At 63.1% G+C, this 22944-nt stretch carries 26 protein-coding genes and 1 pseudogene; 17 read left to right on the forward strand and 10 right to left on the reverse strand.

Annotated elements, in window-relative coordinates; translation table 11 throughout:
• Positions 1-114: 114 nt before the first annotated feature.
• Both FJ548_RS03750 and FJ548_RS03755 read right to left on the reverse strand, forming a co-directional pair.
• A complete protein-coding gene (locus FJ548_RS03750; protein WP_140776889.1) occupies positions 115-1749 on the reverse strand; it encodes a tetratricopeptide repeat-containing sulfotransferase family protein in 1635 nt (544 codons plus the stop codon).
• A 261-nt stretch (positions 1750-2010) separates the two neighbouring features.
• Positions 2011-2414, reverse strand: a pseudogene (locus FJ548_RS03755) (Kazal-type serine protease inhibitor domain-containing protein).
• Positions 2415-2892: 478 nt separating this feature from the next.
• Here FJ548_RS03755 and FJ548_RS03760 point away from each other — a divergent pair.
• From FJ548_RS03760 to FJ548_RS03770, 3 genes are all read left to right on the forward strand, one after another.
• Positions 2893-3105: a cold-shock protein gene (locus FJ548_RS03760; RefSeq protein ID WP_006202520.1), complete on the forward strand. Its 213-nt coding sequence runs from the start codon at positions 2893-2895 to the stop codon at positions 3103-3105.
• A gap of 323 nt (positions 3106-3428) precedes the next feature.
• Positions 3429-3641, forward strand: coding sequence for a cold-shock protein (locus FJ548_RS03765; protein WP_006202521.1), 213 nt, complete (start codon positions 3429-3431; stop codon positions 3639-3641).
• A gap of 186 nt (positions 3642-3827) precedes the next feature.
• Positions 3828-4259, forward strand: coding sequence for a BA14K family protein (locus FJ548_RS03770; protein WP_140776891.1), 432 nt, complete (start codon positions 3828-3830; stop codon positions 4257-4259).
• Positions 4260-4636: 377 nt separating this feature from the next.
• On the opposite strand, the gene FJ548_RS03780 is transcribed toward FJ548_RS03770, so the two are convergent.
• The 3 genes from FJ548_RS03780 to FJ548_RS03790 form a co-directional block, all read right to left on the reverse strand.
• The gene (locus FJ548_RS03780) at positions 4637-5275 is read right to left on the reverse strand and encodes an MBL fold metallo-hydrolase (protein WP_140776893.1); all 639 of its coding nucleotides are present in this window, start codon (positions 5273-5275) and stop codon (positions 4637-4639) included.
• Between the two features lie 139 nt (positions 5276-5414).
• Positions 5415-5732, reverse strand: a complete 318-nt coding sequence (locus tag FJ548_RS03785) for a hypothetical protein (protein WP_140776895.1) — start codon at positions 5730-5732, stop codon at positions 5415-5417.
• A 145-nt stretch (positions 5733-5877) separates the two neighbouring features.
• Positions 5878-6771: a branched-chain amino acid aminotransferase gene (locus FJ548_RS03790; protein WP_140613158.1), complete on the reverse strand. Its 894-nt coding sequence runs from the start codon at positions 6769-6771 to the stop codon at positions 5878-5880.
• 263 nt (positions 6772-7034) lie between these two features.
• On the opposite strand from FJ548_RS03790, the gene FJ548_RS03795 reads away from it, so the two are divergent.
• From FJ548_RS03795 to FJ548_RS03810, 5 genes are all read left to right on the forward strand, one after another.
• Entirely contained in the window at positions 7035-7568 is a 534-nt protein-coding gene (locus tag FJ548_RS03795; protein WP_181165768.1) for a MarR family transcriptional regulator, read from the forward strand.
• Positions 7555-8274, forward strand: a complete 720-nt coding sequence (locus FJ548_RS03800) for a response regulator transcription factor (RefSeq protein ID WP_140613160.1) — start codon at positions 7555-7557, stop codon at positions 8272-8274. Before FJ548_RS03795 ends, FJ548_RS03800 begins: the two co-directional genes overlap by 14 nt.
• 46 nt (positions 8275-8320) lie before the next feature.
• Positions 8321-9736 carry an ATP-binding protein gene (locus FJ548_RS03805; protein WP_140613161.1) on the forward strand — a complete coding sequence of 472 codons (1416 nt, stop codon included), beginning with the start codon at positions 8321-8323 and terminating at the stop codon, positions 9734-9736.
• Between the two features lie 158 nt (positions 9737-9894).
• A complete protein-coding gene (locus tag FJ548_RS29750; protein ID WP_181165769.1) occupies positions 9895-10059 on the forward strand; it encodes a hypothetical protein in 165 nt (54 codons plus the stop codon).
• Complete coding sequence (locus tag FJ548_RS03810) at positions 10047-11069, forward strand: glycosyltransferase family 1 protein (RefSeq protein WP_140692190.1); 1023 nt, start codon at positions 10047-10049, stop codon at positions 11067-11069. Before FJ548_RS29750 ends, FJ548_RS03810 begins: the two co-directional genes overlap by 13 nt.
• 61 nt (positions 11070-11130) lie before the next feature.
• Here the strand turns inward: FJ548_RS03810 and FJ548_RS03815 are convergent, their stop codons facing one another.
• The 3 genes from FJ548_RS03815 to FJ548_RS03825 form a co-directional block, all read right to left on the reverse strand.
• Positions 11131-11490 carry a tRNA-binding protein gene (locus FJ548_RS03815; RefSeq protein ID WP_064980596.1) on the reverse strand — a complete coding sequence of 120 codons (360 nt, stop codon included), beginning with the start codon at positions 11488-11490 and terminating at the stop codon, positions 11131-11133.
• A gap of 19 nt (positions 11491-11509) precedes the next feature.
• Positions 11510-12010, reverse strand: a complete 501-nt coding sequence (locus FJ548_RS03820; RefSeq protein ID WP_013893499.1) for a YbjN domain-containing protein — start codon at positions 12008-12010, stop codon at positions 11510-11512.
• Positions 12011-12334: 324 nt separating this feature from the next.
• Positions 12335-12637 (reverse strand): accessory factor UbiK family protein, encoded by a 303-nt coding sequence (locus FJ548_RS03825; RefSeq protein ID WP_140613163.1) that lies wholly within the window; start codon positions 12635-12637, stop codon positions 12335-12337.
• Positions 12638-12851: 214 nt separating this feature from the next.
• On the opposite strand from FJ548_RS03825, the gene FJ548_RS03830 reads away from it, so the two are divergent.
• The 7 genes from FJ548_RS03830 to FJ548_RS03860 all read left to right on the forward strand — a co-directional run bounded on the left by FJ548_RS03830 (position 12852) and on the right by FJ548_RS03860 (position 19017).
• Positions 12852-13091, forward strand: coding sequence for a BrnA antitoxin family protein (locus FJ548_RS03830; protein WP_140776897.1), 240 nt, complete (start codon positions 12852-12854; stop codon positions 13089-13091).
• A 134-nt stretch (positions 13092-13225) separates the two neighbouring features.
• A complete protein-coding gene (gene lgt / locus FJ548_RS03835; protein ID WP_140776899.1) occupies positions 13226-14119 on the forward strand; it encodes a prolipoprotein diacylglyceryl transferase in 894 nt (297 codons plus the stop codon).
• The gene (locus FJ548_RS03840; RefSeq protein WP_140776901.1) at positions 14116-15204 is read left to right on the forward strand and encodes a class I SAM-dependent methyltransferase; all 1089 of its coding nucleotides are present in this window, start codon (positions 14116-14118) and stop codon (positions 15202-15204) included. Before lgt ends, FJ548_RS03840 begins: the two co-directional genes overlap by 4 nt.
• Positions 15205-15307: 103 nt before the next feature.
• Positions 15308-16102 carry a peptidoglycan editing factor PgeF gene (pgeF, locus tag FJ548_RS03845; RefSeq protein WP_140776903.1) on the forward strand — a complete coding sequence of 265 codons (795 nt, stop codon included), beginning with the start codon at positions 15308-15310 and terminating at the stop codon, positions 16100-16102.
• The gene (locus FJ548_RS03850) at positions 16102-17253 is read left to right on the forward strand and encodes a Xaa-Pro peptidase family protein (RefSeq protein WP_140692183.1); all 1152 of its coding nucleotides are present in this window, start codon (positions 16102-16104) and stop codon (positions 17251-17253) included. The genes pgeF and FJ548_RS03850 overlap by 1 nt, the downstream gene beginning before the upstream one ends.
• Positions 17254-17296: 43 nt before the next feature.
• Entirely contained in the window at positions 17297-17926 is a 630-nt protein-coding gene (locus FJ548_RS03855) for a hypothetical protein (protein ID WP_140692180.1), read from the forward strand.
• A 155-nt stretch (positions 17927-18081) separates the two neighbouring features.
• Positions 18082-19017 (forward strand): ribose-phosphate pyrophosphokinase, encoded by a 936-nt coding sequence (locus tag FJ548_RS03860; RefSeq protein WP_140613170.1) that lies wholly within the window; start codon positions 18082-18084, stop codon positions 19015-19017.
• Here the strand turns inward: FJ548_RS03860 and FJ548_RS03865 are convergent.
• The gene (locus tag FJ548_RS03865; RefSeq protein WP_140613180.1) at positions 19014-19904 is read right to left on the reverse strand and encodes a helix-turn-helix transcriptional regulator; all 891 of its coding nucleotides are present in this window, start codon (positions 19902-19904) and stop codon (positions 19014-19016) included. The genes FJ548_RS03860 and FJ548_RS03865 overlap by 4 nt on opposite strands.
• 179 nt (positions 19905-20083) lie before the next feature.
• Here FJ548_RS03865 and FJ548_RS03870 point away from each other — a divergent pair, with 179 nt between their 5' ends.
• A complete protein-coding gene (locus tag FJ548_RS03870; RefSeq protein ID WP_181168705.1) occupies positions 20084-21325 on the forward strand; it encodes an MFS transporter in 1242 nt (413 codons plus the stop codon).
• A 135-nt stretch (positions 21326-21460) separates the two neighbouring features.
• On the opposite strand, the gene FJ548_RS03875 is transcribed toward FJ548_RS03870, so the two are convergent.
• On the reverse strand, positions 21461-22318 hold the full coding sequence (locus tag FJ548_RS03875) for an alpha/beta hydrolase (RefSeq protein WP_140692175.1): 858 nt from the start codon (positions 22316-22318) through the stop codon (positions 21461-21463).
• 147 nt (positions 22319-22465) lie between these two features.
• On the opposite strand from FJ548_RS03875, the gene FJ548_RS03880 reads away from it, so the two are divergent.
• Positions 22466-22894 (forward strand): MarR family transcriptional regulator, encoded by a 429-nt coding sequence (locus FJ548_RS03880; RefSeq protein ID WP_140692173.1) that lies wholly within the window; start codon positions 22466-22468, stop codon positions 22892-22894.
• Positions 22895-22944: the final 50 nt, after the last annotated feature.

Raw genomic sequence — 22944 nt, forward strand, 5'->3', positions numbered from 1 at the left:
TCCTTCGATCGACGTCGCGGCATGGATCCTCGGGTCTTCGCGACGCCGCTTCGCGGCTGCTCCGCCCGTGGATGACGAAGCTGGGTGGGCTTCGGCTAATCCATAAGGAGGGCGCTAATCCAGCTTGTCGAGCAACGGTTTCAGCCTGTCGCCATAGCGCTTCCACAGGTCGACCGAGCCTTGATACATCGGCTGGCGCACTTGCGCGGCGGAAGCCGTGCGCACCGGCCGGTCGGTCTCGTGAAACGACAGCACGGCATCGTCCCAGGGCAGCCCGAGATAGTCGATGAGCGCCCGGCTCTGCCCTTCCTGGTCGGCGACGAAATCCTCGTAGTGCAAGTCATGCACGACACCGGGCAGCACCTTGTGCCAATGCGCCATGATGTCGGTGTAGAGATTGTGGAAATCGGCGAGTTCGCCCAAGTCATAGCCATAGCGATGGCTGTCGCCCCGGAAATGCACCTTGTAGATCGACAGGCAGGTTGCCGCCGCATCGCGGGCGCAGTGGATGACCTTGGCCTTTGGCATCATCATGTGGATGAAGCCGACGAGCAGGAAGTTGCCCGGCATCTTGTCGGTGACGTGGCGCATATGCGGGTAGCGGGTGTGCAGCATGTCGAGATAGGCCTGCCCCGCCTCGGCGAAATCCGCGTCGTCCGCGTCGGATACGCCCCAGGGGAAACCACCCGGCATGTTCGACGGAAACTGCTTGCCCACCGCCTTCTTCAGAATGCTGAGCTCACCCGCGCCATAGACCTGCGGATGGCTGGCGATGATCTGTTCGACCAGCGTCGTGCCCGAGCGCGGCATGCCGACGACGAAGATCGGCGCGTCATCGGCGATCGCGCTCGGCCTGTGCCTTTCGAAGAAGCCGGCATCGAATACCGTCTTCATCGCCTCGAACTCGGCGCGTGTCTTCAAGGGATCGTAGTCGATGCCCTTGCGGCGGATGGCATTGCCTTCGGCGAAATAGTCGAAGGCCCTGCTATAGTCCTTCAGATCGTCGTTGGCCTTGCCGAGGCCGAAGGACAGCTGCATGCGGGCCAGGCTGTCCTGCGGCGCCTTGGCATGCTGGGCCTCCATGCCGGCCAATTCGGCGTCGCGCTCCTTCTGCCGCTTGACCTGCGTCAGCATCAGCCAGGCACGGGCCATGGCGGGCTGGACCTCGACTGCTTGCCGGAACAGATCCGTCGCCTCGTCGAGCTGGCCCTTTTCCATCAGCCCGACGCCGAGCCCGTGCAACAGGTCGGCATCCTTCGGGCGTATCGCGAGCGCTTCGCGGAAAGCAGACAGCGCCTCGTCCAGCCGCCCTGCTTCCTGCAGGGTTTCGGCAAGCCCGATGCGGGCGCGCACATGAAATGGATTGCGCGCGACCGTGCCGCGATAGACCTCTTCGGCCTCCTCGAACTGGCCGAGCTGCTTCAGCGACGAACCGAGGTTGTCGCGCGCCGCCAGCTGTTCCGGCCGCAGGTCCACCGCGCCTCGGAAGAAATCGATCGCCGCCGCGACGCGGCCAAGGTCGCGCATCACCGTGCCGAAATTGTTGAGGAAATCGGGATTCGTCGGCTGCAGGCTCACAGCCTGTTCGAGGAGTTCCAGCCCCTCTTCGCTACGCCCGGTCTGATGCAGCAGCAATCCCAGGAAATGCGCGGCCGCCGCGTGTTTGGGCTGACGCGCCAGCACCTGCCGGTAGATTGACTCAGCCTCTTGCCGGCGCCCGGCCTGGTGCAGTTGCAGCGCCTGCTGCACATACTGGTCGAGGCCCAGCGGCGGCTGGCCTCCCGCGCCAGACTTGGCCGCGCCAGACCTGACTCCCGCACCCGCCGCTCTTCTCTGATCTCTGTTAATGGGAAACCTGCCGTGTTTGTCCGCCTGCCGCGATCTAGGCCATTGGCGCCAAAGGTTCAAGGCTTTGCTTGTCTGCCTCGGCCATTGCGTTGCCGGCAAATGGGCTCGCTCGCAAGCGGCGCCTGCCTTCTTCCCTGCTGGAAGGAAGAGGGCAACAGCCTCTCAGCACGGCCCGCCGCCAACGATGCGGTAGTCCGCGGCGCGGGCTTCGCAGGCGTTGGGGAAGGTACGCGTCTCGCCATGCCGACGGGCGCAGACGGGCGCGTATTCACGAGTACAGAAGGTTTGCTCTTCGCCACCACCACCGCCGTCGCGGCAGGGGCCGTCGCGCACGATGCGATAGCCGGCGCGGTCGGCAAGGCAGGCATTGGCGAAGGTCTGGCGGTCGCCGCCGCGCCGGGCGCAGACCGGCTCGTACCGCTTGGTGCAGAATTGCGGTTCGGGACGTGGCGGACGCGGACGGGGTCCAGGCCTTTCGTCGACGACGACGGTGCAGGCGGCCAGAATCGCCGACAGGAACAGGACGGCCAGCCTTGCCGCGAAAGGATTGACGCCAGAAACTTCATGCTGATCTCTCCCCAAATCCTGGCCATTCCCTTGTCAAATGCAACCCCGTCGCGGCTCCCCACACGGGAAAAGGGGTATGGACCGTGGCGGGCTGGGTCGAAGATCTCCCTGGCCCATGCGTGACTGCGGCTGTGGGCCGATGACCCGCCAGGCGACGAGGCTTATCTGCGGCCGGTCGACGCTCAAATCGGTCGATTCTCGCGTCGGGATGCGCTCATAATGGCGGCCCGCGGCGCTATCTTGCAACCTTCACGTTTCCATGCGATAAATTCCGTGTTCGGGCATTTGCGACCCGGAGAGCGGAACGTTTTGGACGACCTTTCCCCGATACTGTGAATCTCTGACGGCCCCGTTTTTCGGCGGGGGGTTTTGACCATGCGCCAATGCATGACTGCCGAAGCAACCACCGGGAACTGCCCTCGACGCCAGGTGGCGGGCAGGACCACCAAAGACTGAACGGGTGAAGGAGTTTCCCCAATGGCCCAGACCGGCACCGTTAAATTCTTCAACGCGACCAAAGGCTTCGGTTTCATCACGCCCGATGGCGGCGCCAAGGACGTGTTCGTCCACATTTCCGCGATCGAGGCATCGGGCCTGCGCACGCTCGTTGACGGCCAGAAGGTTACCTTCGACGTCGAGCCGGACCGCATGGGCAAGGGCCCGAAGGCGGTCAATCTCCGCGCGGCCTGAACCATCGGGACGCCGCCCGCTCTTGATGGCGGGCGAATGAGGGGGCGGAGCTTGCCCAGCCTCTGGGCACGCAGACAGATTTTTGAAGGCGCGGCGTTTTTTGTCGCGCCTTTTTCATGTCCGCGGGACAGCATAAAAGCATGTCGCCCAAAACGGTTCCGGTTTTGGGTCAACGACATGCGTCATAACAAGGACTTAAAGCGCAACGCGCTTTAAGTCTCCGCAAAACTTTCTCTTGCCGATGACGCTAAAATAAAGGACAAATTTCCTCTCGGGCATTTGCCGGCCCGAGACTGGAGTTTATGGGATCAAAGGAGCTTCCCATGCCGCAGACCGGCACCGTCAAATTCTTCAACCATGCCAAAGGCTTCGGCTTCATCACGCCGGACGATGGCGCGAAGGATGTCTTCGTCCATATTTCGGCCGTGCAGGCGTCGGGTCTTCCCGGTCTCGAAGATGGGCAGAAAGTGACATTCGACACCGAGCCGGATAAACGCGGCAAGGGTCCGAAGGCCGTCAACCTGTCGATCGGCTGAGCCGGCTTCAGGCCGAACGCTCCGGCAGGCCAGGTCCGCTCCCCGGAGCGTGCGTTTTTTGATGCTTGTGGCGGCGCGGCACATAAAATCCGTTCAGCCCCCGTTCAGCCACGGTCTCATATTAATCTTCGTAAAGCCGGACCGCATTCCCGAAAAATCATACGGGCTGGCACGAAGGAGATCGACATGAACCGAATTTTCAAGACAGCCGTGCTGTCTGCCGCCGTGGCCGCCACGATGCTTGTGGCCCTGCCCGCGGCCAACGCCGATGACTGGCATCGTTGGCATCATCGCGGTCACGGCCATGGCGACGCCGTCGCAGCCGGCGTCCTCGGCCTCGCCGCCGGCGCGCTGATCGGCGGTGCATTGGCCAACCAGCAACCGCCGCCGCCAGACTATTACGATGACGGTTACTATTACGATCGTGACGTGAGCGTGCGCCCGGCCCCTGTCCGCCGCTACTACGCGGAGCCTCGGGTGGTGTACGCCGACCGTTATGCCGAACCGTGGACGCGCGACTGGTACGAGTATTGCTCGGACCGTTACCGCACCTTCAATTCCCGCACCGGCACCTTCACCGGCAATGACGGCGAACAGCATTTCTGCACGGCCAACTGAGGCTTCCCTGCCCCAAAACAAAAAGCGCTGACCGCGAGGTCGGCGCTTTTTGTTTGGGCTCTAGGATTTCGAGGGCAATCTGCGGCTGCAAAAGTCAGCGCCGCCCCTCATCCGCCTGCCGGCACCTTCTCCCCGTATAGGGACGGGGAGAAGAGAACTGGCCGCAATGCTGGCGCTGGTACTGCGACGCTGGAGATTGGCGAAATCCTCTGTGCAGGCTGTCTTTCTCCCCGTCCCTATACGGGGAGTTGAGAAGTGGTCCGCACAGCGGACGAAAAAGCCAATTGCTTGGCTTTTTCAACGACGAACGTCCGGCGGCGCCAGCTTTCGGAAACGGCCTGGTCAAGTTGTTCGGGATCGTCTGAATCCCTACCGAATTAGACCAAAAACGGATTGGTCCGCCGCTCCTCGCCGAAGCGGCCGCCCGGCCCATGGCCGCAGATGAAACCGATATCGTCGCCGAGCGGCAGAAGCTTGTCCTTTATCGAAGCGATCAGCGCCGCATGGTCGCCACCCGGCAGGTCGGTGCGGCCGACCGAGCCGCGAAACAGCACGTCGCCGACATGGGCGAATTTGGCCGCCCGGTTGTAATAGACGACGTGGCCCGGCGCGTGGCCGGGGCAATGCAGCACCTCGAAGCGATGCGAGCCGAACGACACCGTCTCCCCCTCGGTCAGGAACCGGTCGGGCACGCAATTGCGCGAACCGGCGATGCCGTAGCGCCTGCCCTGGTTTTCCAGATTGTCGAGCAAGGGTTTGTCGGCCTCGTGCGGGCCGACGATCTCGACGCCCAGCGCCGCCTTGAGCTCCATCGCACCGCCGGCATGATCGATGTGGCCATGCGTGATCCAGATGGCCCCGGCCGTGATCGCGTTGTCCTTCAACACGCCCAACACCTTGTCGATGTCGCCGCCCGGATCGACGACGACGCCGTGCTTGTCGTCCATGTCGAACAGGATGGTGCAGTTCTGCTGGAACGGTGTGACCGGTACGATGCCGGCGTTGAGCTGACCCATGATCGTCCTTTCGATGTCCAAGCGGTCATGTAGAGGCGCCGGTGAAAGGCGTCCACCCCTCGAAAGACGAACAGTCAGTCGTCTTAAAACGGAATGGGCGGCCGAAGCCGCCCATTTGAAAACCTTAGACAGAAATCGCCTACTTCTTCATGGCGCCCATGACCGCGCCGACGATGGCGGTCAGGATCGCGCCGCCGCCGGCGCCGCCGACGATGTTCTTCAGGTTGAGCGCGCTGCCGAGACTGCTCGTCGCCGCCGCGGCTGCGTCCGGAGTGATCGTGCCCCCGCCGAGCAGGCTGCCGAGGATCGCCGCGCCGCCGACGCCGCCAACCGCGCCGGCCAGGATTTTGGGAAGCTGCCCCATCGCTGCCGTCTTGATCGCCGCGCCGACCGCCTGACCACCGATAATGCCTGTAATGATCTGAATGATGATCGGAAGAAGCGTGTTCGTGTCCATATTGCCAGTCCCTCCATAGCTGCCAGCCTCCCGGGCCGACGCCATCATGAGACGCCGAATTGGATGAAAGTCAAATGCACAGACGCTGAAATAAAAGGGGCGGTTCGAAAACCGCCCCTACTTGCGCGAAAAGCTGTGACTTTCGTTATTCTGCGGCGATCGCATGCTTGGGCTGAACGGCGACAGAATAGTCGTTCATCAGGTTCTTGGCGATCTCGCCGACCTCGAATCGGTAGGGGCCGATCTCAGAAACCGGCGTGACTTCCGCCGCGGTTCCCGTCAGGAAGCATTGCTCGAAGCCTTCGAGTTCCTCCGGCATGATCGCGCGTTCGACGACCTCCAGCCCGCGATCCCTGGCCAGGCCAATGACGGTGCGGCGGGTGATGCCGTCGAGGAAGCAGTCGGGCTTCGGGGTATGGATCTTGGCGTCCTTGACGAAGAAGATGTTGGCGCCGGTTGCTTCGGCGACCTGGCCGCGCCAGTCGAGCATCATGGCGTCGGCATATCCGTTGGCCTCGGCGGCATGCTTGGACATGGTGCAGATCATGTAGAGGCCGGCGGCCTTCGACTTGGACGGCGCCGTGCGCGGGTCGGGCCGGCGCCATTCCGCCACGTCGAGCCGAATGCCTTTCAGCTTCTGCGCCGGATCGAAATAGCTCGGCCATTGCCAGATGGCGATGGCCACATTGATGCGGTTGTTCTGCGCCGAAACACCCATCTGCTCGCTGCCGCGCCAGGCGATCGGCCTGACATAGGCGTCCTGGAAACCCTGCTTTTTCAACAGTTTGGTCGAAGCATCATTGAGCTCGGCCACCGAATAGGGAATCTTGAAGCCGAGCAGGCGCGCCGATTCATGCAGACGCTCGGTGTGCTCGTTGAGCTTGAAGATCACGCCGCCATAGGCGCGTTCGCCTTCAAACACCGCGCTGGCGTAATGCAGGCCATGGGTCAGCACATGAATCTTGGCGTCGCCCCATGGAACGAACTCGCCGTTCATCCAGATGAAGCCGTCCAGTTGATCGAAGGGAACGGATGCCATGATAACCTCCCGCGGGCGCCGGCCCGCATATCTTTACAGTGTCGTTGCGTGTTCTTTTTGGCCGCGCCGTGAGATTGGAGACGCCAGCCGGTGTCTCGAAGCGTAAGCGGATAATCGCGCTCTGGCGAACTCAGGAAATTCCGGAAAAACCCGCCGGTCTTGCCTTTTCGTTCGCAATCCGCCCAAAAGCTTGTCAAAAATTATCATTGCAGGGAAATTACGTCAATAGTACTGACATAATCTCCTGTTCCCGTGGAGAAATGATGACGGATCGAAGCCCAGCCGCCGGAAAACCGATCAGGACCGCGATGTCAGTCGAGGACGGCATCGACTTCGCCATCATCGAGCTGTTCTTCTTCGCCTACCGCGACTTCACTTCCGATCCCGATCAGATCCTGGCCGACTATGGCTTCGGCCGCGCTCATCACCGTGTGCTGCATTTCGTCAACCGCAGGCCAGGCCTGACGGTCGCCGAACTGCTCGACGTGCTGAAGATCACCAAGCAGAGCCTGGCGCGCGTGCTCAAGCAACTGATCGACACCGACCATGTCGTGCAGCTGCAAGGTCCGCGCGACCGCCGCCAGCGTGAGCTCTATCCGACGGCCAAGGGCCGTGCGCTGGCGCTGGCGCTGGCGCGGCCACAGTCGCGCCGCATCCGTGCTGCATTGGAAGATTCCGGCGCCACCGAACGGGCTTTGGTGGAACGCTTCCTCGAAGCGATGGTCAATCCGGAACTGAGAGCTCAAATCGACGTTGGGTCCGCAAAAATGTCAGGAAAAAGCCATGGAGAGCAGTGAGAGGGTCGACCAGGCGACCGCACCGGATGACGACGCACCGCATTTGCTCGTGGTCGACGACGACACCCGCATCCGCAATCTTCTCAAGCAATATCTGACCGAAAATGGTTTTCGCGTCACCGTCGCCGGCAATGCCGGTGAGGCCCGCCGCAAGCTCGCCGGCCTCGACTTCGACCTGCTTGTGCTCGATGTCATGATGCCGGGCGAAAGCGGCGTCGATCTGACCAAGGCGCTGCGTGCAGAAAAGAACGTGCCGATCCTGATGCTGACGGCGTTGTCGGAAACCGACAGCCGCATCTCGGGGCTCGAGGCTGGCGCCGACGATTATCTGCCAAAACCCTTCGATCCGCGCGAGCTGATCCTGCGCATCAACAACATCCTGCGCCGCGGCGGCCCGGCGGCGACGCCAAAGGTCGAACAGTTGGTCTTCGGCCCCTACACCTTCCAGATCGCCAGGCGCGAACTGAAGCGCGGCGGCGAGGCGCTGAAGCTGACCGACCGTGAGCAGGAGATTCTGGCTATCTTTGCCGCGCGCGCTGGCGAAACCATCCCGCGCCACGAACTCGTCGGCGACGATTCGGAGGTCGGCGAGCGCACCATCGACGTTCAGATCAACCGGCTGCGCCGCAAGATTGAGCGTGATCCCTCCAATCCGGTTTGGCTGCAGACCGTGCGCGGTATTGGGTATCGGCTCAGCGTGGAATAGAATACCGGCCGCGGCCGCAATGGCCGCCGACGGATGAGACGGGCCAATGGCGACCACGGAACTGGAACAGCCGGGAAATGACGGCTTGAGCGCACGCGCCACGCGAACGCTCAAGGCGGTGCCGCGCATCTGGAACCGGTTCTGGCGCCTCGTCTCGCTCTATATGCCCAAGCGCCTCTATGCGCGCTCGCTGATCATCGTCATCGCGCCGATGATCCTTTTGCAATCGGTGGTCGCCTTCGTCTTCATGGAGCGCCATTGGGCGACCGTGACGCAGCGCCTGTCGCAGGCCACCGTACGCGACATCGCCGCCATCATCGACATGATCGAGACCTATCCGCACGACGCCGACTACGCCAACATCATTCGCATCGCGCAGGACCGGATGCAGCTGAAGGTCGACCTCCTGCCGCCCGATCCGTTGCCACCGCCGGGACCCAAACCGTTCTTCTCGATCCTCGATGACGTTCTTTCCGCCGAGATCACCCGCCAGATCAACCGGCCGTTCTGGATCGACACGGTCGGCAATTCCAACATCGTCGAGGTGCGCGTCCAGCTCGAGAACAGAGTGCTGCGCGTCTTCGTGCGCCGCAGTCAGGCCTATGCCTCCAACACCCACATCTTCCTGATCTGGATGGTCGGTACCTCGCTGGTGCTCTTGATGATCGCCATCCCCTTCCTGCGCAACCAGATCCGGCCGATCCTGACGCTCGCCGAGGCCGCCGAAAGCTTCGGCAAGGGCCGGCCGATGCCGCGCGATTTTCGCCCGCGCGGCGCCGAGGAGGTGCGCCGCGCCGGCTTTGCCTTCATCCAGATGCGCGAGCGCATCGAGCGCCAGATCGAGCAGCGCACCGCGATGCTCACCGGCGTCAGCCACGATCTCAGGACCATCCTCACCCGCTTCAAGCTGCAGCTGGCGCTGGCCGGCGGCAAGGCCGAGACCAAGGCGGCGCTGAACCAGGACATCGACGACATGCAGTCGATGCTCGAAGGCTATCTCTCCTTCGCCCGCGGCGAGGCCTCGGAGGATCCCGGGCGCTTTGATCTCGACGCCTACTTCCAGAAGCTCAGCGAAGAAGCGAGCCTGCGCAAATGCAAGCTGTCGACGACGCTTTCCGGCGACCCGACCGTGCATGTGCGGCCCAACGCCTTCGCCCGGCTATTGTCCAATGTCATCGGCAACGCCTTCCGCTATGCCAAGACGGTGGAGGTCAGCGCCAATCATGGCCGTGGCTCGCTTGTGGTCACCATCGACGATGACGGCCCGGGCATTCCGGCCGACAGGCGCGAGGATGTGTTCAAGCCCTTCGTGCGGCTCGACGAGGCCCGCAACCTCGATGCCAGCGGCACCGGTCTCGGCCTGTCGATCGCCCGTGACATCGCCCGCAGCCATGGCGGCGACATCACCCTCGACGTCAGCCCGCTTGGCGGCCTGCGCGCGGTGATCAAGGTTCCGGCCTAAGCGCAATTCCAGGAAAAGTGTGAAACGGTTTTCCGTCCGGACTTGCGTCAAGACAAAGAGTTAAAGGAGTTCGCCGTTTCCGCGAACGGTGGGCTGCTCTATGCACTTCAAGCATCTGGCTTCATCCGCCCGTCATGAAATCGTGGTGAAGAGCGCGCATGAAACGTGCGATCACACTCGATTCGTCCTTGCCGGCCCATTTCGACCCCGTGCCCGCCCGGGTGCGCTGGAGCGAAGCGGTTGTAGCCGGCTGGTCGCCGTTCCGGCATCGCTTCAAGGCAACCGTCGACCTTTCCAGCAAAGGGCCGCCATGCGCATATTGATGGTCACCGACGCCTGGCGCCCACAGGTCAATGGCGTCGTCCACACGCTGGAGCGGCTCACCGAAACCCTGAAATCCTTTGACGTCGGGGTGGATTTCCTGACGCCAAACATCTTTCGCACGCTGCCCTTGCCGACCTATCCCGATATAAGGCTGGCGCTGACCACGCCCGGCCACGTGGCACGGCTGATCGATGGCTACAAGACCGACCACATCCACATCGTCACCGAAGGGCCGCTCGGCATCATGGCGCGGCGCTATTGCCGCAATGCCGGCCGGCCATTCACCACCAGCTATCACACGCGCTTTCCCGAATATCTGAGCGCCCGCTTGCCGGTACCGGAAAGCTGGGCCTATCGCTGGCTGCGCGACTTCCACAATTCCGGCCAAGGCACGCTGGTCGCAACCCAGTCGCTCGCCGACGACCTTTCGGCGCGCGGTTTCAACAAGCTGAGGCCGTGGACGCGCGGCGTCGACACCGACCATTTCCGGCCGGACAAACGGAAGGACCTCGGCTTCCCCGGCCCGGTCTTCCTCTGCGTCGGCCGGGTCGCCATCGAAAAGAACCTCTCGGCCTTCCTCGACCTCGACCTGCCCGGCAGCAAGGTGGTCGTCGGCGAAGGTCCGGAGCTTGCAAAGCTCAAGGCGCGCTATCCCCAGGCGCATTTCCTCGGCCATCGCCCTAACGACGAACTGGCCGAGATCTATGCCTCGGCCGACGTCTTCGTCTTCCCCAGCCGCACCGACACATTCGGCAACGTCATCATCGAGGCGCTGGCCAGCGGCACTCCCGTCGCCGCCTATCCGGTCACCGGGCCGATCGACATCGTTGGCGACGGCATTGGCGGCGCGGTTTCCAACGATTTGCGCGAAGCATCGCTCGCCGCCCTCAAGGTCGACCGCGCCCAGGCCCGCGAACGCGCCATGCGCTACAGCTGGAAAGCCTGCGCGGAAATGTTCCTCGACACGGTCGGGGAAGCGCTGGGGACGCCGCGCAAACTGGCGGCGTGACACCATGCTTCGTCATCCACGGGCGAAGCCGACGCCCGAACCGTGGATGAGATGACGAAAACTAAAACAAACGCCCGCCGTCCGGCACCTTGCGCTCGATGGCGCCAAGCACGACAGCACCCTCCTCGTCAGGAAAGCCCAGCGTCAGCACTTCCGACATGAACGGCCCGATCTGGCGCGGCGGGAAATTGACCACAGCGAACACCTGCCGCCCGACCAGCGTTTCCGGCGTATAGTATTTGGTGATCTGCGCCGACGATTTCTTGATGCCGATGTCGGGCCCGAAATCGATCTTCAGCTTGAATGCCGGCTTGCGCGCCTCGGGAAACGGTTCGGCCTCGACGATCGTGCCGGCGCGGATGTCGACACGATCGAAATCGGCAAAACTGATCTCGGGCTTGCGCTCGCTGCTCGAACTCATGACACTGTCTTACCGATGCTCAGGCGTTGCCGTAGGTCTCGAACAGCACACCGGCCAGCGCATCCTTGGCCGAGGTTCCCGACCAGACGACGAACTGAAACGCCTGGAAATAGCATTCGCAGGCTTCCAGCGCCGAGGACAAAAGCACCTCGACCTGCTGGCTCGACGGCTCGACTCCGCCCGCCAGCAGCAACGACTGGCGGAACATGATCGCGCCTTCCTGCTCCCAGAGGTCGAAATGACCGAACAGCATCTGCTCGTTGATCAGCGACAACAGCCGCATCACTTCCAGCGCGCGGGTCTCCGGCACCTTGATGTCGAAGGCGCAGGCCAGATGCAGTGCCTCGAAATCCTCCATCCAGGAGAAGGAGACGTGATAGTCGGTCCAGCTGCCAGCGACCGAGATCGAGATTTCGTCATCGCCGGCCCGTTCGAAGGACCAGTCATTGTTGTGGGCCACCTGCTCGATAACATCCACCGGATGGATTTCGCGGGAGAATTCGAGTTCGAGAAGTTCCATGGAATGCTTCCTGTCGTTCTAAGGAGCGCCGCCACACGCTCCGCGGGAGGGCACACACAACGAACAATCTGATCTAGAACTCGGACGGCCAGGACTTCTCGACGCAAAGACCCCCAGACCGGACCCCACCGCCCGGCCGCATGACCCTGCTCCGAATCATGCAACAAATTCAGTCTATTGATCGGGAGTCGCGTGAACAGCCCAATTTTTCGCACTGCGTCATTCGCATGTGGAAAGGCGCTGTCACAAAGATTCATGCAATGCCGTTAAGCGATTCACGGCAAAGCGCTTTTCAGAATTGGGCTATGTGGAAAAGTTTAATGATTATTTTTTTGCACGCGGCTTCGCCGCCGCCGCTGGCGCGGTATCACCGGCCAGTTCGGCGAGCCTGGCTTCGAGCGCTTCGATGCGGGCGGCAAGACGGGCATTCTCGTCGCGGGCCTTGGCTGCCATCTCGCGCGCGGCCTCGAATTCCTCGCGCTGCACCACGTCCATCGAATTGAGGATACGCTCCGCCTGCCCCTTGAAGGCGGTTTCCACCTCGCGCCGCACGCCCTGGGCGGCACCGGCTGCATCGGTCATGAGCTTGGCGAATTCGTCGAGAATGCGGTTCGGTCCGGTCGACATGGCAAATCCTCGCTTGCTCGAAATGACGTAGTGGCGCCGCGCGGAGAATGCAAGAACGTTGAAGCTTGGTGCGGCATCTGCGTTGCTATGGCGCATGGCGCTGCCGTGCCTATAGGCAGTTGTCAAACAGCTCCAACCTGTACTCGAGGACGCCAAATCGCCTATTGTGTTGTCGTCTCATGTTGCGTCAGCACACTCCAATCAGGGTCAATCAATGGCAACGCCTCCACGCCGACCAACAAATCCGATGGCAGCCGCCGAAGCGGCCTTCAAGCCGGTCAAGAAGCCGGCGGCACTGCCCCGGGAACCCTCGACCGCCCCGAATGTCCGCGAGCTCGTTTCGATCAGGATCGACCGAGCCGTGCTGGACTATTTCCAGGAGGATGGCCCCGGCTGGCAGGACAGGATCAACGACGCGTTGCGGCAGGTGGTGGCTGCCAAGTCTCAGGGTTGAACTTACCGCCTGCACGGCGATGGCCCGAAAGGATGACCCGCCCCGACAATTGACGGCAACCACCTTGCCTTGACCCTGCCCAAACCCTGCCGCATGGTCCGCGCGCAAACGCGTTTCGCAACCGAGAGCTCCCGTTGAACGACTATTTCCTGCTGCCGCTGGCCTCGCTGCCCTTTCCCAACATCAACCCGATCCTCGTCCAGATCGGGCCGCTGGCGGTGCACTGGTACGGCGTCGGCTACATCGTCGGCATCCTGTTTGCCTGGTGGTATGCCAAGCGGCTTGCCTTCAATCCAAGGCTCTGGCCCGACGGCATCCTGCCGATGAAGCCCGAGGACCTCGACGATTTCATCGTCTGGGCGGCCATCGGCGTGGTGCTGGGCGGCCGCACTGGCTATGTGCTGTTCTACGACCTGCCGCGCTACATCGCGCATCCGCTCGACATTTTCGCCGTCTGGCAAGGCGGCATGTCATTCCATGGCGGCCTGCTCGGCGTCATCCTCGCCATGACGCTGTTTTCCATCAAGCGCGGCATCCGCACCTGGTCGCTGTTCGATGTCGTGGCCGCCGGCGTGCCGGTTGGGCTTGGACTGGTGCGCGTCTGCAATTTCATCAATGCCGAACTTTGGGGTAGGCCGACCGATATGCCCTGGGGGGTGGTCTTCTGCAACGATCGCCTCCAGCAGGCGCTAGGGCAATGTCCGGCCGGCCTCGACCCTCGCCATCCGAGCCAACTCTACGAAGCGCTGCTCGAGGGTCTGGTGCTGTTTGTCGTGCTGCGCATCCTCACCCATTCGCGCCTCAAGCTGAAGACGCCGCGCTTCGTCGGCGGCGCCTTCATCTGCGGCTACGGCCTGTCGCGCATCTTCGTCGAGTTCTTCCGCGAGCCGGACCAGCAGCTCGGCTATCTCCTCGGCACCAACTGGCTGACCATGGGCATGATCCTGTCGACACCGATGGTGCTGGCCGGCATCTGGGCGATGGCCACCGCCAAGCCGGTGACGCAATCGCAGCCGCAGGCGACATGACGCGGCTGAAGACCCGGATCGTCGACCTGATCGAGGCACTTGGTCCCCTTCCCGTCAACGAATACATGGCGATGTGCCTGTTCGACCCCTCGGACGGCTACTACACGACGCGCGAGCCCTTCGGTACCGCCGGCGATTTCGTCACCGCGCCGGAGATCAGCCAGATGTTCGGCGAACTGGTCGCCGTCTGGCTCTACCAGGCGTGGCTGGCGATCGGCCGCCCGATGCCGGTGACCATCGCCGAGATCGGCCCAGGCCGTGGCACACTGATGAAGGACATGCTGCGCACCCTGTCGCGGCTCGACCCGGCGCTGGCCAATGGTGCTGACTTCGCCATGATCGAGACCAGCCCGCGTCTGGCCGAGGTGCAGAAGCAGACGCTTGCCGCGACACCGCTCGCGGTTCGGTGGCACGAGACGATCGAGACCCTCCCTCATCAGCCGCTGCTGATCGTTGGCAACGAACTGTTCGATGCCGTCCCCATTCGTCAGTTCGTGCGCGCCGGCGCCGGCTGGCGCGAGCGGACGATCGGCCTCGATGATGAGAACAATCTTTGCTTCTTCGCCGGCGCCGGCTCGGTCGATCCGACTTTGCTGCCTGCCGACGCCGCAAATGCACCGCAAGGCGCGGTCGCCGAAGTGGCACCGGCCCGCACGGCTCTGATGGCAGCCATCGCCGAGCGCATGGCCCGAGACAATGGCGCCGGGCTGTTCCTCGACTACGGCCATCTGCAGCCGGGTGTCGGCGACACGCTGCAGGCCTTGCGCCGGCACAATCACGAAGATGTGCTGGCCAATCCGGGTGAAGCCGACCTCACCTCCCATGTCGATTTCGCCGCCCTTGCCGAGATCGTGCGCGCGCACGGTCTCGATGCCCACCTGTCGACGCAGGGCGATTTCCTGCTCGGCATGGGCATCCTCGAGCGTGCCGGCAGGCTTGGCGCCGATGCCAGCCAGGCGGCGCGCGACAAGATCACCGGCGATGTCGAACGCCTCGCCGGGCCGCAGGCCATGGGCGAACTGTTCAAGGTGCTTGCCGTCCTGCCGCGCGGCGCCGCCGTCCGGCCTTTTGCCACGACGGATTGACTTTTCACCGCTCCCCCTCCCAATCTCCCGTCCGGTAAAAGAGCGGCCGGACCGCCGGCCGCTTTTTCTTGACGAAACCGCTCACACGGACAACAACGCCCGCATGCTGAATCAGACCAAACCGGATCCTGTTCGGTCGCCGCTGCTGGACAAGGCGCAGGCACAAGGCATCCGCCACGGCTATTTCACCCGCGTCGGCGGTGTCTCGGCTGGCATCTACCAGGGCCTCAACATCGGCACCGGATCGGATGACGACCAGGCGCTGGTCGCCGAGAACCGCCGCCGTGTCGCCGCCTGGATGGGCGTGCCGGCGAACCATCTGCTGACCGCCTGGCAGATCCATTCGCCCGACGTCATCATTGCTCGGGAGCCCTTTGCCGGCGAGCGGCCCAGGGCCGATGCCATCGTCACCGACCGGCCCGGCATCGCCATCGGCGCCTCGACCGCCGACTGCGGCCCGGTGCTCTTTGCCGATGCGCAAGCGCGCATCATCGGCGCGGCGCATGCCGGCTGGAAGGGCGCCTTCACCGGCGTGCTCGAAAACACCGTTCTTGCCATGGAAAGCCTTGGCGCCCGGCGTGAGAACATCATTGCCGTGCTCGGTCCTTCGATCGGCCCGGACAATTACGAGGTCGGTCCTGAATTCGTCGCCCGCTTCGTCGAGGCGGATGCTGAAAACGCCGCCTATTTCACACCCTCCGCCAATGCCGGCCACGCCATGTTCGACCTCAACCGCTACACGGTCGACCGGCTGACCAGGGCCGGCGTTACCGCCGAGGGCCTCGGCCGCTGCACCTATGCCGAGGAAGATCTTTTCTACTCCTACCGGCGCACCACGCACCGCAAGGAGCCTGATTATGGCCGGCAGGTTTCGGCGATTGTTTTGGAGAGGGAATAATGGCGCTGCATTTTGAACGATCCGAATTTGACGCGCGGCGCGACCGGCTGATGATCGAGATGGCCGAGAAGAAGCTCGATGCCATCCTGTTGTTCGCGCAGGAGAGCATGTACTGGCTGACCGGCTATGACACGTTCGGCTTCTGCTTCTTCCAGTGCCTGGTGGTGAAGGCCGACGGCTCGATGGTGTTGCTCACCCGCTCGGCCGATCTGCGCCAGGCACGCCAGACCTCGATCATCGATAACATCGTGCTGTGGACCGACCGCAATGGCGCCAACCCGGCGGTCGACCTGCGCAACCTGCTCAACGAACTCGACCTGCTTGGCGCCCGTATCGGCGTCGAATACGACACCCACGGGCTGACCGCCTACAATGGCCGCCGGCTGGACGAGCAGTTGCAGACCTTCGGCCAGATCGCCGACGCATCCGGCATCGTCGGACGGCTGCGCCTGTTCAAGAGTCCGGCCGAGATCGCCAAGGCCGAGAAGGCCGCCAACCTCTCCGACGACGCGCTGGACGCGGCCCTGCCGCTGATCAAGCAAGGCGGCGACGAAGCCCTGATTCTGGCCGCCATGCAGGGCGCCGTCTTTGCTGGCGGTGGCGACTATCCGGCCAACGAATTCATCATCGGCTCCGGTGTCGACGCGCTGCTGTGCCGCTACAAGGCCGGCCGCCGCAAGCTCACCAAGAACGATCAGCTGACGCTCGAATGGGCCGGCGTCTTCCATCATTATCATGCGCCGATGATGCGCACGGTGCTGACCGGAAAGGTCTCCAAGCGCCATCAGGAACTGTTCGACGCGGCGCGCGCCGCGCTTCTCGCCGTCGAAAAGGCGATGACGCCCGGAAACACATTCGGCGACGTCTTCGACGCCCATGCCCGCACCATGGAGGCGCATGGCCTGACCAAGCATCGGCTGAACGCCTGCGGCTATTCGGTCGGCGCGCGCTTCACACCGTCCTGGATGGACATGCCGATGTTCATCCAGGGCAATCCCGAGCCGATCGCGCCGAACATGACCCTGTTCGCCCACATGATCATCATGGATTCCGACACCGAGACGGCGATGACGCTTGGCCGCACCTACCTGACAACCGAATCCCAGCCGAAGCCGCTCTCCCGCCATGATCTCGACTTGATCGTGCAGTGAAACCACAATGGGAGGCGTTCTTCGCCAAGGAGTTAGAAGGCAAATGAGACGATCGCGTCTGACGACCGTGTCATTGCTTGTGGCATTGGCTCTGGCGGCCTGCACCAACGCAAAGGACGTTCTCGAACCTTCCGCAATCACCCCACCGGCCACCTCGGCGCCGGCAGCGCAAGGCGGAGCGGCGGCTGGTGTTTCGGTCCCGGCGTCATCAGCCGCGCCTGCCACCACGGCGGGTGCGCCTGCCGCCACCACTCCGGTCACGCCCGCACAGGCCGCCGCCATCCTTGCCAAAACCCGGCTGCAGATCGCGCCGATCGTTGGCGCTTCGGTGGAAGCCGCCACCCCGCTGACGGCGGAACTGCAGGCGCGCGCCAAGCAGCGTGGCATCACGCTTGCAGGCAGCCAGGATCAGACCGCGACCCACGTGCTCAAGGGCTACTTCTCGGCGATTTCGGAGGGCAAGGACACCACCATCATCTATGTCTGGGACGTCTACGACCCCTCCGGCAACCGCCTGCACCGTATCAACGGCCAGATGAAGGTGCCTGCGGTCAATTCCGGCAACAGCGGGAGTGCCGACAGCTGGAAGGCGGTCTCGCCCGCCACCATGCAGGCGATCGCCGACCAGACCATCGACCAGTTCGCGGCGTTTCTTGGCGGCAAGGCGAGTTGAGATGTTGTCAGCCGGCGATGCCCAACAGCTTTCTTGAGCTTAGCCGGCGGATTCCCGATCTCGGCGCTTGCAATACCAGCGCGGGCCGCTAAAAGCCCGGTTAAAAGGTACAGGAGAGTCCGTCAGGCCTCTCCACCCTCCACCAGGAACGGTGCATGAAACTCTTCGCGGGCAATTCCAACAGGGTGCTGGCCGAAGCGGTCGCCCGCTATCTCAACATCCCGCTGGGCAAGGCCAGTGTCAGGCGCTTCGCCGACCAGGAAATCTTCGTCGAAATCCAGGAAAACGTGCGCGGCGAGGATGTCTTCATCCTGCAGTCGACCTCGTTCCCGACCAACGATCACCTGATGGAACTGCTCATCATGATCGACGCCTTCATGCGCTCGTCGGCCCGGCGCATCACGGCGGTCATCCCCTATTTCGGCTATGCAAGGCAGGATCGCCGCGCCTCCGGCCGCACGCCGATCTCGGCCAAGCTGGTGGCCAACATGATCACCCGCGCCGGCGTCAACCGGGTTTTGACGCTGGACCTTCATGCCGGCCAGATCCAGGGCTTCTTCGACATCCCGACCGACAATCTGTTCTCGGTACCGGTGATGGCCCGCGACGTGAAGGCGAAATACAAGCAACTCGGCAATGTCGTGGTGGTATCGCCCGATATTGGCGGCGTGGTGCGCGCGCGTGCGCTGGCCAAGCGCTTCGACGCGCAACTCGCCATCGTCGACAAACGCCGTGAGCGCCCGGGCGAATCGGAAGTCATGAACATCATCGGCGCGGTCGCCGGCAAGGACTGCCTGCTGATCGACGACATCGTCGATTCCGGCGGCACGCTGTGCAATGCCGCCGATGCGCTGCTGGCCAACGGCGCCACCAGCGTCACCGCCTATATCACCCACGGCGTGCTCTCGGGCGGCGCGGTCGCCCGCATCAGCGGCTCGAAGTTGCAGGAACTGGTGATCACCGATTCCATCCAGCCGACCCAGGCCGTGCTCGATGCCCCCAACATCCGCGTCATCTCGATCGCCGACCTGATCGGCGAAGCCATCTCGCGCACGGCGACCGAAGAGTCGGTGTCGAGCCTGTTCGATTAACCTCCCGGCGGCGGCAATCTGGTTCCGGCACCGGGTACCATCCGCCGCGGGCTTTCCCCGCTGTCACGGGCACCGCGCATGTAGCCACGCGGCGAGGAGCCGAGCATGCGCTTGAACATGGTGATGAAAGCCGGCACGCTGTCATAGCCGAGATCGAGCGCCACCCTGGTGATCGGCTCGCCATCGGCCAGCCGCGGCAGCGCCGCGAACAGGCAGGCCTGCTGCCGCCATGTCGACAGCGACAATCCGGTCTGACGCTGGAAGGCGCGCGTGAAGGAGCGCCGGCTCATGCCGACGGCATCGGCCCATTCGTCGATCGTTGCGTGTGGCGAGGGTGCCGCGACAAAGCGCCGGCAGAGCGCCGCCAGTTTGGGATCGGACGGGAACGGCAGGCCCAGTGGCCGTTCCGGCAGCTGCGGAATCTCATGCAGCAGAAGGTTCATGATCAGGCCGCCGCGCCCTTCCAGTTCGCCGCCTTGCGGCAGCTTCTCGGATTCCACGATCAGGCTGTGCATCAGGTCGGTGATGCCGACCACGCGCATGCCTTCCGGCAGGCCGGGAATCGCCTGCGGCACGACATAGACCGAGCGCATCGAGACATCACCCAGCATCTCGACGGAATGTTCGATGCCGGCCGGAATCCACATTGCATGGTCGGGCGGCACCATCCAGCGCCCGTGCCGCGTCGTCACTAGCACGACGCCCACCAGCGCATGCAGCAACTGACTGCGGCTGTGGTGATGATGCGGCACATGGTAGCCATCCGGATATTCGGTCGGCAAGACCACCGCCGGTCCAACCGCCTGCTCCAGCCACTGCCAACGCAACCCGTGCAATCGCTCGAGATCGGTACGACCGGCGCCGAAAAGCTCCTTACCGTTCGGCATCATCATGCTCAGCTGGCCCACTTGCGAAACTATTGGACCAAACCACGAAAGAAGTAGCCTGGCAACCAGCTTATAAGGCTGCCCTGCGGGAGCCCCCCGCTATGTTACCGCTGCGGGGCGGGAAAGCCCCGCCGCGTCAGTCCTGCGGCTCTGCCGCCAAAAAGACTACGGAGCCTATCTTGACCGATACGACAGCGAGCAGCGTCGCGACACCGGCGAGCGCCAGTCACGTTTCAGCCCAGGCGACGGCCTTCACCGTCATTCTGGCGGTGAGCCTCTGCCATTGCATCAACGACATCATGCAGTCGCTGCTATCGGCCATCTATCCGCTTCTGAAAGACAATTACGGCCTCGACTTCTGGCAGATCGGCCTGTTGACCTTCACCTTCCAGGTGACGGCATCGCTGCTGCAGCCGATCATCGGCGCAATCACCGACAAGCGGCCGATGCCTTACTCCCTGCCCTACGGCATGGCCGCGTCGCTGATCGGCCTGGTCGTGCTGGCCTATGCCGGGCACTATTACCTGCTCCTGATCGGCGCCTCGCTGATCGGCATCGGCTCGGCGATCTTCCATCCCGAATCCTCACGCATCGCCCGCTTCGCGTCCGGCGGCCGGTTTGGCCTGGCCCAGTCGCTCTTTCAGGTCGGCGGCAATTTCGGCCAGTCCATGGGGCCCCTGCTTGCCGCCTTCATCGTCGTGCCTTTCGGCCAGACCAGCATCGCCTGGTTCACCGGCGGCTCTCTGATCGGCATCTTCATCCTGTGGCAGGTCGGCGGCTGGTACAGCCGTCTGCGCGCCGCGCAGGGCATCCGCAAGGCGCCAAGTTTCGTCTCGCCATTCCCCCGCCGCAAGGTGATGTGGGCGCTGGCGGTGCTGACGCTGCTTGTGTTGACCAAGAACGCCTATATCGCCAGCCTCGCCAGCTACTACACTTTTTATTCCATCCATAAGTTCGGCGTGTCGGTGCAGATGAGTCAAGTGATGCTGTTCCTGTTCCTCGGCGCCTCGGCGCTGGGCATTCTGCTCGGCGGCCCGTTCGGCGACCGCTACGGACAGAAGGCGATGATCTGGTTCTCGATCGTCGGCGTGCTGCCCTTCACGCTTGCGCTCCCCTACGCCAACATGGAATGGACGATGGTGCTGACGGTGCTGATCGGGCTGATCCTGTCATCGGCCTTCTCCAACATCGTTGTCTTCGCGCAGGAACTGGTGCCGGGCCGCGTCGGCATGATCGCCGGCATCTTCTTCGGCTTCGCCTTCGGCGTGGGCGGCATCGCGGCCGCCGTGCTCGGCGTCGTCGCCGACATGAAGGGCATCGACTTCGTCTTCCAGATCTGCTCGTACCTGCCGTTCCTGGGGCTGCTGACGGTGTTCCTGCCCAACATGAGGGAAGCCCGGACCATGGAAGCCGCCTCTTAGAGCAATTTCAGGAAAAGTGCGTAGCGGTTTTCCGTCCGGAATTGCGTGAAAGCAATGGGTTAGACCATTCGCGTTCTGTCCGCGAAAGAGCACCCTACGGTTGGCGGATGCTCTTTCTGTTTGGTCCGGAAGACCTTACGACTTGAAGAAGGCCAACAGGTCGGTGTTGATGACATCGGCATGGGTCGTGGCCATGCCGTGCGGGTAACCCTTGTAGACCTTGAGCTCGCCCTTCTTGAGCAGCTTGATGGTCAGCAGCGCCGAGTCGGCGATGGGAACGATCTGGTCGTCGTCGCCATGCATGACCAGCACCGGCACGTCGATCTTCTTGAGGTCTTCGGTGAAGTCGGTCTCCGAGAAGGCCTTGATGCAATCATAATGCGCCTTGGTGCCGCCCATCATGCCTTGGCGCCACCAATTGTCGATGACCCCTTGCGAAACCTCGGCGCCCGGACGGTTGAAGCCATAGAACGGACCGGCCGGGACGTCGCGGAAGAACTGGGCGCGGTTGGCTGCCTGGGCGGAGCGGAAACCGTCGAACACCTCGATCGGCAGGCCGCCGGGATTGGCTGGCGTCTTGACCATGATCGGCGGCACCGCGCCGATCAGCACCGCCTTGGCGACACGGCCGCCCGAGCCGTACTTCGCGACGTAGCGCGCCACCTCGCCGCCGCCGGTCGAGTGGCCGACATGGATGGCGTCCTTGAGGTCGAGATGCGCGACAAGTTCAGCAACATCGGCCGCATAGGTGTCCATCTCATTGCCGATATCCGTCTGGGTTGAGCGGCCATGGCCGCGCCGGTCATGGGCGATAACGCGGTAACCCTTCGAGAGGAAGAACAGCATCTGCGCGTCCCAGTCGTCGCTGCTCAATGGCCAGCCATGGTGGAAAATGATGGGCTGACCAGTTCCCCAGTCCTTGTAATAGATCTGCGTGTCGTCCTTGGTGGTGATCGTGCCGCTGCCCGAGCCGGACTTGGTCTGCATTGTCATCTCAATCTCCCTTCGCTTGTTATCGCAATAATCATTATAGCGATAACCGATTGCTAACGCGGTTCACACCCTCTGTCCACAAAAATATGTATCGCGATATCATTTTCGTGGTACTTAACCCGTAAGTTGCAAAACAAGGAATGCGTCGTGCCTCTCCCGTTGGACAATCAGCTCTGCTTCACGCTTTATGCCACGAGCATGGCCATCAACCGCACATATAAACCCATGCTGAACGAGATGGGCATCACCTATCCGCAATATCTGGTGCTCAACGCCCTGGGTGAAGCCGACGGCATGTCGGTCGGCACGATTGCGGACCGGCTCGCCCTGGAATCGAGCACCATCACGCCGCTGGTGAAGCGGATGGAGCAGGCCGGACTGGTGACCCGCCAGCGCAGCCGGACCGACGAGCGCCAGGTTCAGGTCGACCTGACCGCCGCCGGGCGCGCCCTGCTTGTCCGGTGCAACTGCCTCAACGAGACCCTGATCGAGCGCTCAGGCATGACGCTCTCCGAGCTCAACGCCCTCAACCGGCAAGTCCAGGCGTTGCGCGATGCCTTGACCGGCGACCAGTAGCCAGCCTCTCCGGCCATGGCTTGCACCCCCCGCCGCCTTCCGCTATAGAG

The sequence above is a fragment of the Mesorhizobium sp. B2-4-17 genome (genome assembly GCF_006441275.1).
Taxonomy (GTDB): domain Bacteria; phylum Pseudomonadota; class Alphaproteobacteria; order Rhizobiales; family Rhizobiaceae; genus Mesorhizobium.